The sequence below is a fragment of the Ruminococcus albus 7 = DSM 20455 genome, from assembly GCF_000179635.2.
Lineage (GTDB): Bacteria > Bacillota > Clostridia > Oscillospirales > Ruminococcaceae > Hominimerdicola > Hominimerdicola alba.
Genome location: NC_014825.1, coordinates 217,223 through 231,573, shown reverse-complemented (window position 1 = coordinate 231,573; position 14,351 = coordinate 217,223). Strand labels below are relative to the sequence as shown.

Below are 14,351 nucleotides of genomic sequence, written 5' to 3'. Positions count from 1 at the left end.
CTGTAACCACTGCTTCAATGTCAGAAGCGTCTGCGCCCGAAACTATTACTACAAACACAACGGTCACAACTGCTGCGCCGGTTACATATACCTCTCCGCAGAGTTCAGCCGATAACATATATGAGGGAGTTGACAGCTATGCACAGACCGGAGTACAGCAGACCACGACCTATTATCCGCAGACAACGTATTCCGGTCATTCCGAAGCTTCACCTTATGAGAGCGGATACACGTCGGAAGAAGATATATCCGAGACAGTTTCATCAGAAGGAGAAGTGAGTGCGGAAACGGTTCTTTCATCGGGTACGGCGAGCGAGACAGAGGTTTCTTCAGTTACGGAGCAGCCCGTTATAACGCTCAACGCAAAGCAGGCGCAGGCTTTTACTCTGCTTGCCGGGGCTTTCGGAGTGGTGATCGCTGCGGCGGTAATCATGGTAAAGGTGCGCGGTAAGAAAAAGAAAGAAGAATCCGAATTATCGGCGCTTACGGCAAAGGAGCGCGACGAGATCAGGCTTCGTGAGGAAAACAAGAAGAAGCCTAAGCAGAAGAAGATCAAGAAAAAGCGTGTCGTACCCAAAACGGTGCAGAAAACTCTGCCATACCAGAGGGTGTGCGACGACTATATCTTCAAAGTGGACGATAACCGATATTCCAAAACATATAAGTTTGAGGATATAAATTATCAGATCGCCAAGCAGGACGAGCAGGAGAGCATTTTCTTAGGCTATTGCTCGGTGCTCAACAGCTTCGATACTAACGCCGACATTCAGATAACGGTACATAATAACCGCGTCAATCGTGCCGATTTCGAGCGCATGGTGCTTATCGGTCACAAGGGCGACGGTTACGATAACTACCGCGATGAGTATAACGATATGCTCATCGAGAAAATGGAGCAGGGGCAGAACGGTATCATCAGAAACAAGTATATTACCGTCACCTTGCAGGCTGCCGACCTTGAAAATGCGCAGACCAAGTTCAACACCATTGATCTTGAACTGCTGAACGCTTTCAAGAAGGTTGGCTCTAACATAAAGGCACTGACCTCTAATGAGCGTATTTGTTTACTCAAGGATATTTTCCGCAACGTTGATGAAGAAATTCCGGAGCTTACAGCAAAGCATTTCAAGCGGCAGGCGGAGCGCGGCTACTGCTGTCCCGATTATCTGGAGTTCAAAAAACACTACTTCATGTGGGGCGATAAATATGCCCGCACCATGTTCATCAAGGATATGCCCGCAAGTCTGAAAGACAATCTGCTGACGGATATTGCGAATACCAATCTTGATGTCATGGTCACTGTGAACATTGCACCCGTTGACCCGTACAAGGCGCTGAAAATAGTAAATCATCAGCTGACTTCCATGAGGGCGAACAAGCTGCAAGCTGAGAAAAAGGCGATACAGTCGGGGTACACTTCGGACGTTATTAACGAGGACTTGAAACACAGTCTTATCGAAGCCGAGGAGCTTTTGGATGACCTTCGTTCTAAAAACCAGAAAATGTTCCTTGACAATATCATCATAATGGTGACGGCAAAGGACATGGAGGAGCTTGAAAGCAACACCGAAGCAATAGAAGCTGTGGTGCGTAAGCATATTTGTTCGCTCTCCACATTGAAATTCCAGCAGGAGAAAGGCTTGCAAAGCGTTCTGCCGCTGGGTAACTGTACGCTCAAAATCCGCAGGACGCTGACAACCGAAAGCACGGCAGTACTGATGCCCTTTAGCGGAAAAGAAATAAACCATAAGAACGGAAAATACTACGGCTTGAATGCGCTGTCGAATAATATGATACTTTTTGACCGCTTACAGCTTAAAAACCCGAATGGCTTTATTCTCGGTTCCCCCGGCTCGGGCAAGAGTTTCAGCGCCAAGCGTGAGATGCTGAATGTATTTCTAGCTACCGATGATGATATAATCATCATCGACCCCGAAAGAGAGTACACAAACCTTGTTGCGGCGCTAAACGGAGAAACGATATTTGTTTCCCCTGCGAGCAACAATTTCATCAATCCGCTGGATATGTCGAAAGATTATTCCGATGATGAATCACCGCTTGTAATGAAGTCGGATTTCATACTCTCGTTCTGCGAGTGTCTGGTCGGCAAGCAGGGACTTACAGCCAAAGAAAAGGCTATTATTGACCGCTGCCTTACAATGACCTATGGCGAGTATCTCATCAAGTTCGACCCGGACAAGATACCGACTCTCATGGAGTTCTATGAGAACCTCAAAGCGCAGCCGGAAAAGGAAGCAAAGGGACTGGCGCTGTCGTTTGAACTTTACATTAAGGGCAATCTGAACGTATTCGCTCACAAGACAAATGTTGACGTTAAAAACCGTGTTGTTTCCTACGATATAAAGGACTTGGGCAAGCAGCTGAAAACGCTGGGTATGCTTATAGTTCTGGACTACGTTTGGAACAGAATTACTGTCAACAGAGCGCAGGGCAAGCGCACATGGATATATATGGATGAGATATATTTGCTTTTTGCTAACGAATATTCCGCAAATTTCCTTTATGAGCTTTACAAGAGAGCGCGTAAATGGGGCGGCGTTCCTACGGGCATTACTCAGAATGTTGAGGACTTGCTGAAATCGGAAACAGCTCGTTCTATGCTTTCCAATACCGATTTTGTTATGATGCTCAATCAGGCGACAAGTGACAGAGTGCAGCTTGCAAAGATACTCAATATCTCGGACAACCTGCTGTCATATGTTACAAACAGCGATTCGGGACAGGGACTTATATGCTGCGGCGGTTCTATTATTCCGTTCAGGGATAAGTTCCCGAAGAACAATTTGTACCGCTTGATGACCAGTAGTTTCAATGAGGTATCGGAATACAACCATAACAAGGGGTGATCTGAATAGAGATAAGAACGCAGAAGGCGCGTGATACTCCCGAAAAGAGTATCTTGCGCGATGGTATAGAAACGAAGAAATCTACGGTTGGCGTGGCTAATCGGTATCATATTAAATCCGTCAAACATGGCAACATTCAGACGGCGTGGGGCGGTAAAGATCTGGTGCTGAAAAATCCGAACGTCAACCGTGAGGAACGCCTGCGGCAGCTACGGGATATTGACCGCAGAAAGGACTATTTCAAGAGTCGAAAGATGAAACTGGCTCGGAAGAAATATATCACCGCAAAGGGCGAGGAAGAAAGCCCAAATAATATTACTACCGTTCAGAGCACTCTTGAAGCGGCAGGCGGTGTCATACAAAGCGGCGGTGCTATCCGTACTGCTGTGGGCGGCACTCGAAATACCGTGGGGCGCATACAAACAGCGGTCAGGAATGGTGTGAGGGTCGGTTCGGTCAAAGATGTGGGCAAGACTTTTAGCAGTATCGGAACGGCAGCCAAAGGCGCTGTATCTAACGCTGTCAGGGAGGGCGGCAAGTCACTCCTGCAAACCAAGATCGACAAGTCCACAACGACCGATACCGGAACGGAAGCTGTAAAGCAGGGGCTGACCGATGTCAGATATATCGAGAATGCCGGACGAGGTATTTACAATGCCGCTCAGGGAGGTATAAAGACTGCACGAAATATAAAGGAAACGCCGAAGGCTGTCAAGCAGGACGTGCAGAAGATCCGTAAGATACGGGAGAACATTATCCGTAAAAATCATGCAAAGAGGGCTGCAAAAAGCGGTGCAAAAGCAGGCGGCAAGGCAGCAGGTGAGGTTGTTAAAAAATCCGCGAGCGTTATTGGCAAACTTATAACGTCAAAGGGATTTATAGTCGTAGCGCTTGGTGCTTTGCTGATACTGCTTTGCGTAAATCTATTGTCGGGATTTCTTTCGATGATTATTACAGCGATCAGTTCAATGTTTTCATGGATGGATCCGAAAGACCCGAACGTAGACAAGACTATCTTTCTGCAAGGCTATCACGAACAGGTGCAGGCGATAGAGGCTGCAAAGCAGACCGAGCTTGACGGCGTGTTTACTTATACTCCCGAATACCGCTATGATGGCAGTGAGATAACTTCTCTGAATCAATATGGCAGCACTTCGATCTCGGTCGATGAAAACGGCGTTATTGCTGCGGCGGCTCTTATCGAGTATAAAAACGGAAACGACAATATCTCCGATGAAACCATTGCCGACGTTATAGAGAAATTCTATGAATACTGGCAGGACACCGAAACGGGATATTGTCCCAACTGCGACTGCATGAAGGACGAGGATACCGAGCTTACTGCGGCAAACGGTGATTTTTATGTATCTAATACGGCATATATCGCAAGTTCAAATGAGTATGCTGTTTCCTTCCGCGGCACTTGCTATGAGCATACATCATCAGTGTGGACAGACCTTACTATCGCCACTACTGACGGAGGAACGATAACCGGCTCCTGTGACGCGGGCGTCAGCGGTTCCGACTGGGAGGTAACATATAATATCGACAGCGACGGCTTTAACAAGATCGACTGGGACGATATTACCATAAAAACGACTACCGTTTACTGCGACAACCCCGACCACACGATATACAAGGGCGAGGTCACGAATTACGATGTTGAAACGGCGCTCGGCAAGTTCGGATTTACGGAAGATGAAACAAATCTATTTTGGACTTACTATTACGCGCTTGAACAAGGGGGTATCTGATGTTCGGATTTTTTAAGAGAAATAATTTCTTTCCGTTCACGGACAGCTCCGAAAGGGAAAGCGAGCCAAAGAAGGACAAGCGTTTTATCATTGTAATTATCGTATTCGCGGCGGCTATTCTTTTAACGGTCATCAGAGGACTATTCGACCCGGAGATAGCTTCACAGCTGCATACGCTGAAATTCAGCGTCCTTGACGGCATCATGCTTGCAGGCTCTGCGTGCGGCTACTATTATATTACGAAAAGAGGTAAGAAATGACAGATAAAGCGGCGAGGGTGGAGAAGCTATCAGCCAAGCTCGCGAGTGCAAGAAAAAATACGGAGAACACCGTAAGGCTGATAGCGTACCACAAGAAAATGCTGAAGATCTACCGCAAAAAAGAAGCGGAGCTTGAAGAAAAGCTGGAGCGAGAGCAGTTTGCCGATCTGTACAAGGCAGTCCGTGACAAGGGCTGCGATATATCGGCTCTAAATGCTGCGATAGAAAAGGGAGATTTTTCGGCTGAAACTACACCTAAAGAAATGGACACCGAAACGGAAAAGCCGGAAGATGTTCCTGCGGCTGCCGCTGTCCATGATAATAAATCACAGGAGGATAAGCATTGAATATTAAGATCAACAAACTCTTTAAAAGGGGCGTGTCCGGTGCGCTGGCTGCGGCTATGGGATTATCGACCCTTGCAACATCTGTGTCGGCTGCAAGCTCCGGTATCAGTATCGGGTACACATGGGACAGCAGCGTGAATCCGACTATTTACACAAGCAAGTACGCCAATTCAAACGGCGTATCGGGGCAGTTTGTGAAGTACGGCGAGCAGTTATGCCGCTTTGTTCCTTCATCGGGTAACGATTGGGCGTTTTGTATCGAGCCTGCGAAGTCAATGCAGGGTACGCCCTCCGGCACATGGTACACGCAGTATGGCTTTACCGAGTATGATACTTTCGATCTCTCGGACAAGTTCAAGGCTGATTCGACTGCCTACTGGAATTCCCTCGGCGGTACGGACGGCGATATTGCCAAGTACATGGGGCTGGTGCAGTATTACGGCTATTCGAGCCACAAGAACGGCAACTACTACGCGGCAACACAGCTCCTTATCTGGGAGCTGATACTCGGCTATCGTGGGCATACTCCCGAAACGTTCGGAACGTGCAGCGATATTCTGTGGAACGACTTTACTTATCCTTCGGGCGGCTGGTGCTCAAAGTCGGGAGTTGAAACGGCGTACAATGCGATAGTTGCAGATGTAAAGTCCCATTACACACTCCCCGGCATAATGGAAAAGAGTGCGGCACTTGCAAAAGAAGACCCTCGCATTATGAAGTTCAAGACCGATAAAATGCGCTATGAGGCTACTTTCAAGATCAAGACCGCTTTCATCAAGAAGGACGCGCTGGAGCATAATTACAGCACCTTCAAGTCGAAGCTGACCGAAATGGTAAAGGAACGTTTCAGCGGCACATACGGCACAGACTACGGCATAGATACTTCTGCTGACGGCGATTATTCGGTGTTCGTGGTATGGTCAAAGGAGCGTCCTTTCACAAGCACTTCAAGCGGAGGCGTTTACAGCACTTCGGCTATCGAAATGCAGCTTATGAGTGGTTTGACAGAGAGTGAGTCGCTTTTTGCAAGCAGCAATTACCAGACCTGTCTGCTGTCAACCAAAATAGACAGCGTTAAGGGTTATACTGCGATAGGATGCTATAACGAACCAAATCTTACAGTCGAAAAGACCTACACCGACAGTGGAAATAACGCTATCACGGCAACTGCGCTGTCCGATCTGCTTGACAAGACAACGTTCGTTGTATCGACTACGATAAACGGAACGAAGTATTATGTTGTAGCAGATCTGAACAGCGCAGGAACGGGATATTACTTTTCCCATTACACCAACAATATCGTGAACGCTACAAAGTTCAAGACGCTGAGCAAGACCAACAACAAGGGTACGTTCACTGTATGCGACCTGCCTACTTCAATGTCAAGCGGCAGGACTTACACCGTCACCGAGTACAGCGTTCCCGACAATGACCGCTATGAAAAACTCTCCAAGTCGGTAAGCCTGCCCTCTCCTACAAGTGATTTTACAACAAATGCAGGCACGGGAACAGTAAAGCTGAATAACAATGAGGAGGGCTATGACGCAAAGGTCGGGACAGCAACGCTTGATAAGGTAGTTCACAACGGTGATGGAAAGGCACTGTCCACCGACAATGCCGATGATATTAAGACACTTGCTGACATTTACAAGACCACAAAGTTCATCATCGGCTACTGGGACGGAAGCACCATGCGTTACCTGACTAACGGCTATCTGTCCGCCAAGGACGCTTTCAGCGGAAACCTTGATGATCTGAATAACTTCAATGATACCGCATACAAGTCAGGGGACGGAATGTATTATGCTCCCACTAAGCTGGACAGCAGCCATAATGTCACTTTTGACATGAGCAGAACTTCAACCGATATTTCTAAGGCTTATGTGTTTGATGCAGGATATAACTATTCCGGCTCCGATACTTGCGACTATTTTGGTCAGGTGTATCTGAACCTGCTGCCACTGAACAGTTCAGGTGTTTCGCAGGAGGTAGTTTTCATCGAGGTGAACGGTGCAAAGGGCTACGGCTATGACGATGATATTGACGTATCAAAGGCTGTAAATCTCAGCACTCTCGGCTCTGTTTCCGATAAGAGAAACATCAGCGGTGTGATGAAGAATGATACCGCAAGCAGCTATACCGTTACCGATAGCAAGGGCGGCAAGTACGTTATTTCTTCGGGCAAGTATTATCCCATTTCTGGTAATAAGCTGGAGAGCAACAAGCTGCACTCTGACGCAGAGATCGTAAACGAACTTGTGAACTACGAGCTTGTTCTCACCAAGAAAGACGATAGCGATACCGTGCTTTCGGGTGCGACCTATGGTCTTTACAACAGCAATAAGAAACTGCTGAAAACCGCGACAACCGGCGCAGACGGTAAGGCGAAGTTCAGCTACAACCTTATCCCGAACACCGACTACTATGTGCATGAAATTACCGCACCGGCAGGCTATGTTCAGGACACTGAGTATTACAAGATCAACCGTGAAAATGCTGTCGGAAACGATCTTGATACTTTCCAGAACTCGAAGCTCAGTGACTTCGGTTATGAGGTCAAGGATAAGCCTTATGAGCTGAAAATCGAACTCAACAAGTACGACATAATAAATGATATTTCTATCGAGGGCATCATCTTCGACATTACCCTTGACGGCAAGCCGATCACTTCTATTACGACCGACAAGAACGGTTATGCAAGTGCTTCCGAGCTGCCGCTGGGCAAGCTGAACGGAGATACTTTCTCCAACGTTTACACCGTAACCGAGCGTGAGAACGACAAGTACATCATGCTTGATGAGAACGGCAACGCTTCAAGGGAGATTAAGATCGTCACCACTCTTGACGACATCGAGAGCAAGACGAATCCCGTAATCACCTACACCGCCGACATTCCGAACACCTTACAGCTTGTTGACCTGAAAGTCCACAAGAAGGACGTTTTCGACAATTCCGTAAAGGGCGTTACTTTCGATATTGCGCCCACCGAGGATATTTCGTTCAACGGCAAGGTGGTTCAGAAGGCAGGCGAGGTCATCGGCACTATTAAGACCGACGCAAATGGTATTGCTTCTTCAAAGTATATAGAATATGCAAGCGACGGCACTCAGGGCTATGAAAAGGTTATGCCTATCTATCCAAATTTTGAGTACGCTATAACCGAGACTTCCGCGCCCGAGCCGTACATTGTTCCCAAGAATAATGTAACAAAGTTCACGGCGGTTTCCGAGAAAGCTGACACGCTGACTATCCCTCATGAGGTGACGATCAGCGATGATGTTCAGACAGGTGTGCTTGATGTTTACAAGATGGACAACGGCACAAAAAAGCCGCTGGCTAACGCTGTTTTCGAGGTGAGAGCCGCTAAGGATTTCTCTATCGGGTCAAAGCAGCTTCACAAGGCAGGAGACCTTATCTGCACCATGACTACGGGTGCTGACGGTCATGCCGATTCGGGTGACGCTGAAATGTATATCGGAGCTGAATATACCCTTACCGAGATTAACGCTCCCGAGGGCTACACACTCAATTCCGATAGTAAGACATTTACATTCAACTTCGCAGGTAACGAGTTTGAGTATACAAAGCTCGGTATCGACTTTGACAATACTTCACAGCAGGGCAAAATTTCCGTTCACAAGACGGGCGAGATTTTCAGCGCTGTTACTGCGCTGGGTTCTGCTATATCCATAGACGAGGACGGCACTGTTCATGAAGCAGGCTACAACATCTTCACTCCTCATTTTGCAAGCGGGTTTCTCGCGGGTGCAGAGTTCGAGGTGACTGCGGCAGAGGATATTATCACCGCTGACGGAACTGTAAGAGCGAACAAGGGCGATGTTGTGGCAACTATCACCACCGATAATAAGGGCTATGCGGAAACTCCGCTGCTGTATCTCGGAAAATATACCGTGACCGAGAAAAAGGCGGCTTTCGGCTATGTGAACAATCATGAGCCGCAGACTGTTGAGTTGACCTATGCAGGACAGGAAGTTGCAATCAGAGATACAGTAAATACTGATTTCAGCAATGATTATCAGGGTGTTTCAATTCATCTCACTAAGTTCATGGAGCATGACGATACTTATGGTGTTGGAGATAATTCCGATGCTGCAAATGTTGTTTTCGGTCTGTATGCCGATGAGCCGCTGGTGGCTGAAAACGGTTCTTCAATCCCGAAGGACGGTCTTGTGGATTACGCAAGCGTTGGCGAGGATATGACCGTAAGATTTGGTCAGAAGCTGCCTTTCGGCAGATACTACATTCAGGAGATAAGCACCGATGACAAGTATGTCATCAGCGGTGAAAAGCATATCGTGACTTTTGAGTATGCAGGTCAGGATACCAAGGTAGTCGATATTGACGGCGGTACTTTTGTAAACGAAATAAAGCGAGGGTCGGTCAAGGGCGTTAAGGTCAATGAGCATGACGAGCCGCTTGCTAACGCTGTATTTGGTCTGTTCAAGGCTGATGCGGAAACCTTTGATTCGGCAAGTGCAATAGTTACTGCGATTTCCGATGAAAACGGCAATTTCGGTTTTGATGAAATTCCCTACGGAAAATATATCGTTACCGAGATCGCACCGCCTGCCGGATATGTTTTCAGCGATAAGAAATACGATGTTACTATTTCGGAAAATGAGCAGATTGTTGAGATAACCGCAATAAATTCGGCAACACATCTGAACGTATCCAAGAAGGATATTTACGGAAACGAGCTGAAAGGTGCTTCAATGCAGATACTTGACAGCGAGGGCAATATCTTTACCGAGTGGGTGTCTGACGGAACTATCCATACCGTGACAAATATTCCTGCCGGCAGCTATGTTCTGAAAGAAACAGCCAGCCCTGCCGGATTTGTTATCGCAACAACAATCAATTTCAGCATTGATGAAAACAATGTAGTGACTGTGGAAAATGTTGACGCGCTTTCCACCGACGAGAACGGCAATTCTACCATTACTATGGTGGACGATACAACAAAGGTGCATATCACCAAGCTCGATATTACCGGAACTAAGGAAGTTGTGGGTGCAAAGCTCAGAATAGTTGACAGCGAGGGCAATACCGTTGATGAGTGGACAAGCACCAACGAAGCACACATCATCGAGGGCGTTCTAACCGCAGGCGGCACTTATACTCTGCATGAGGAATATGCTCCCAATGGATATGTGGTAGCAAACGATGTGACCTTTACGGTTTCCGACAACGGCACCATTGATAAGGCGGTTATGTATGACGATACCACTAAGGTCCATATCACAAAGGTCGATATTACCGGAGAAAAGGAGATAGCGGGCGCGGAGCTTCAGCTTATCAACAGCGAGGGTAATGTTATCGACAAGTGGACAAGCACAAATGAAGCTCACGTCATCGAGGGACAGCTTATTTCGGGCGGCACTTACACGCTGCATGAAGAAGTTTCTCCCGATGGATATGTAGTTGCGAGTGATGTTACCTTTACGGTTTCCGACAACGGCGAGATCGACAAGGTGACTATGTACGACGATACCACAAAGGTACGCATTTCCAAGCGTGACATCACCAATGATGAAGAGCTTGCGGGTGCTACATTACAGATAATCAAGGACGGCACAGTTATAGAGGAATGGGTTTCTACAAATGAAGCTCATTATATCGAGGCTGTTCTGATTGCAGGCTCGACATACACTCTGCATGAGACTGTTCCTGCGGACGGCTATGTTATCGCCAATGACGTTGAGTTTACCGTAAACGAGGACGGCACTGTTACCGAGGTCGTTATGTATGACGATACCACAAAGGTTCATATTTCCAAGCGTGATATAACCACCGGCGAGGAGCTGCCCGGTGCTACCTTACAGATACTTGACGGCGATGAGATCATTGAGGAATGGGTATCTACCGACGAGGAACATATCATCGAGGGTAAGCTGATAGTCGGCAAAGAATACACTCTGCGCGAAACAATCGCTCCCGAAGGCTATGAGATAGCACAGGACATTACCTTCAAGGTCAACGAGGACGGCAGCGTTACCGAAGTCATTATGTATGACGAGTACACTCCCACCGAGGATACTCCCCATGATGATACTCCTCACGACGACTCGCACGGCGATGACAGCTCTCACGGAGATACCCCTCACGAGGACACTCCTCACAGCGACACACCTCATTCCAACACTCCAAGCGGCGGTACGACCACAATTAATCCTCACACCGGATCGCCCGAAGTTTCCAACAAGGCGGCAATTATCCTTGCTTGTGCTGGCGCACTGCTTTTAGTTAGTATGCTTATTCGCAGGGATAAGGACGACGAGAACGAGGACTATTATTCTAACCTTTAAGAACTTAAAACGGATAGCCCTGCGGAGCTCTCCGCAGGGAGCTATCACCTATTTTGAAAGGAATAATATATGATGAGATTTATAACTATGACCAACAAGCTGATGGACGCGGTTTTCAACTTCTGCATGGAGCAGGACGAGTGCCAGTATGAGTATATGGACGAGGAAGTGAGAAATATGCTTGACACGGTTTTCGCCCAGCTTCGCGGCATCAGAAACGGCGTTCTGCCCGTTACCTGTATAAACAGATACGATCTGACGATCAAGGGCGAGTGCGAAAAGAATTATATGCCGGATGACGCCGTAAACAACAGTGTTATAAGCTGCGAGGCGGTACACCTTGCGACCATTCAGACAGATATTTCTGCAACCGATGATGGTGAAAAGCTCATCGAGCGCGGTTATGATATTATCTATGACGTCAATGCCGACATGGTGATCCCCGTGTATTCTGTTACTGTTTCCGACCGTGATATGACTTCCGTTTATCGTGTAGAGTGTGACTACATAGAGGACTTTTGCACGATAGACTTTATGATCGCTCTCGGCGTTCAGCTTGCGGACAGGCTCAGGAACGCAAGGGAGTTTCTCGGAAAGGTGTGTGATTTCCCTTGCGCCTGATACTTTGTGAGAAGCCCTCCGTCGCGTTGACGACCGCCTATTGCGTGGGAGCAACCGAAAAGATTTCCGAGGGCAAGCGTTTCTACTGGCATGGTAACGGATATATCGTCACCAATGCAATAGGTCATTTGGTGAGTATCGGCTATCCGGAGGACTACGGCTACAAAAAGTGGTCGCTGAAAGACCTGCCCATGATACCCGATTTCAAACTGTTTCCTATAAATGGTTACGGTTCGCAGATAGCTTTTCTTAAAAATCTGTTTCTCCGTAACGATGTGACCGAGATCATAAATGCCTGTGACGCGGGGCGCGAAGGCGAGTGCATATTCAGATATATTTATCAGTATATTGGCTGCACAAAGCCCGTCAAGCGGCTGTGGATAAGCTCTCTTACAGATGAAGCGATAAAAGACGGTATGGATAATCTTATGGATTCATCTGTTTTCGATAATATGTATCGTGCGGGATACGCCAGAGCAAAATCCGACTGGATATTCGGTATGAATCTGTCCCGATATTACAGCCTTAAAACAGATCAGCACCACAAGTCCGGCAGGGTCAAGAATACTGTTCTCAACATCATTGCCGAGCGTGAAGCGCAGATAGCGGCATTCGAGAAAAAGCCGTATTTCAAGGTGGTTCTTGATAACGGTGCAGAGTGTTCCCGTACTTTTGACACAAGAGAGGAAGCCGAAGCTGTTGCAAACAAATGCAGCGGCAAGGAGGCTGTTGTATGCTTTGCGGTCGGAGAGGAAAAGAAAGAGAACCGCCCATTACTTCACAGCCTGACATCATTACAGAGAGAAGCAAATGACATATACGGCATGACAGCGGCGGCTACTTTGAAAGCGGCACAAAGCTTATACGAAAAGAAGCTGCTGACATATCCGAGGACAGACAGTTGTTGTATTTCCGAGGATATGAAGCCTTATGCCGAAAGTGTTGTGAAATGCCTTGCAAGCTACGATAAGGAGAGGACGGACAAACTGCTTTCTCAGGGGCTTAACCTTGATAAGCGGGTCGTGAACAATGAGAAGATAACCGACCACCATGCTATTATCCCTACAAACCTTATAGGTTGGCTGGATTCATCTGACCTTAACGAGGAGGAAAAGAAGGTAGTTCTTCTTGTCATTAACCGTTTTTTGTCGGCGCTTGATATGCCCTACACCTATCTTGAAAAGCGTTATGAGTTCGAGGTCGAGGGTGAGATATTTAAGCTCACGACCAAGCTGCCTATCGAGCTTGGGTGGAGAGCATACAACAATTGCAGGGACACCGGGGCGATGATCTCTTATGACAAGGGGCAGGCTGTTCTTGTAAACAGTGCTGAGGTGCGCGAATGCTCGACAAAGCCGCCTGCACACTTCACCGAAGCAAGTTTGCTTGCTGTTATGGAGAACATTGACCGCCGCATCGACGATAAGGATTTAAAGCCTTTTGTTAAAGAGCGCGGTCTTGGGACGCCTGCGACAAGAGCTTCTATTATCGAAGGTCTTATTTCTGCAAAGTACATTTACCGCAAGAAAAAGCAGTTATACATTACCGATTTCGGTAAAAATTATGTGAATGCGCTTCCCGAAAATATCAAGTCACCGGAGCTTACTGCACACTGGGAACAGATGCTCTCTGACATAGAATCGGGCAAGTGCGGAGAGGAGGACTTTATGGGTGAAATAATCAAGAATGTGAATGATGTGATCGAAAGCGAAGAGGTGACGGTGGATACCGCTGCCGAAGATATGGAGGATGCAGATACTGCGGCAGAACAGCCTGTCGAGATCGGCAAGTGTCCGTGGTGCGGCAGCCCTATCCGTGAGGGTAAGAAGGCGTTTTTCTGCTCCAATGGTGAGGACTGCGATTTCTTCATTTACAAGCATGACAAGCGTATCGGCAGAAATTACAAGGCTGCCGAGATAAGCGAGCTGCTTGCTAACGGCAAGGTGACGCTCCGTAATTGTACTTCAAGCAAGGGCAACAAGTATGCTGCTGTGTTTGAGCTTGATGACAGCGGTGAGTATGTCAACCTCAAGTTTGTGGAGTACGCAAAGACGCGCAGACGCAAGCCAAAGGAGGAGTGATGATGATGTACCTTCGGGTACGTTATCCCACATATCTATTTTACCTCATCAGGCTTTTTAAGTCAATAGGTATTCGGAAATCATACAGCGAAAAT

Annotated in this window: 7 protein-coding genes; all 7 read left to right on the top strand. The window is 47.4% G+C overall.

Annotated elements, in window-relative coordinates; genetic code table 11:
• Window positions 1-17: 17 nt before the first annotated feature.
• The gene (locus tag RUMAL_RS19750; RefSeq protein WP_013483850.1) at window positions 18-2,867 is read left to right on the top strand and encodes a VirB4-like conjugal transfer ATPase, CD1110 family; all 2,850 of its coding nucleotides are present in this window, start codon (window positions 18-20) and stop codon (window positions 2,865-2,867) included.
• Between the two features lie 53 nt (window positions 2,868-2,920).
• On the top strand, window positions 2,921-4,621 hold the full coding sequence (locus RUMAL_RS19745; RefSeq protein WP_013483849.1) for a hypothetical protein: 1,701 nt from the start codon (window positions 2,921-2,923) through the stop codon (window positions 4,619-4,621).
• The gene (locus RUMAL_RS19740; RefSeq protein ID WP_013483848.1) at window positions 4,621-4,881 is read left to right on the top strand and encodes a hypothetical protein; all 261 of its coding nucleotides are present in this window, start codon (window positions 4,621-4,623) and stop codon (window positions 4,879-4,881) included. Before RUMAL_RS19745 ends, RUMAL_RS19740 begins: the two co-directional genes overlap by 1 nt.
• Entirely contained in the window at window positions 4,878-5,228 is a 351-nt protein-coding gene (locus RUMAL_RS19735) for a hypothetical protein (RefSeq protein ID WP_013483847.1), read from the top strand. The genes RUMAL_RS19740 and RUMAL_RS19735 overlap by 4 nt, the downstream gene beginning before the upstream one ends.
• Window positions 5,225-11,554 (top strand): MSCRAMM family protein, encoded by a 6,330-nt coding sequence (locus tag RUMAL_RS19730; RefSeq protein WP_013483846.1) that lies wholly within the window; start codon window positions 5,225-5,227, stop codon window positions 11,552-11,554. Before RUMAL_RS19735 ends, RUMAL_RS19730 begins: the two co-directional genes overlap by 4 nt.
• A gap of 69 nt (window positions 11,555-11,623) precedes the next feature.
• Window positions 11,624-12,175 (top strand): hypothetical protein, encoded by a 552-nt coding sequence (locus RUMAL_RS19725; protein ID WP_013483845.1) that lies wholly within the window; start codon window positions 11,624-11,626, stop codon window positions 12,173-12,175.
• Window positions 12,176-12,219: 44 nt separating this feature from the next.
• The gene (locus RUMAL_RS19720; protein ID WP_037305170.1) at window positions 12,220-14,256 is read left to right on the top strand and encodes a DNA topoisomerase; all 2,037 of its coding nucleotides are present in this window, start codon (window positions 12,220-12,222) and stop codon (window positions 14,254-14,256) included.
• The last annotated feature ends 95 nt before the right edge of the window (window positions 14,257-14,351 follow it).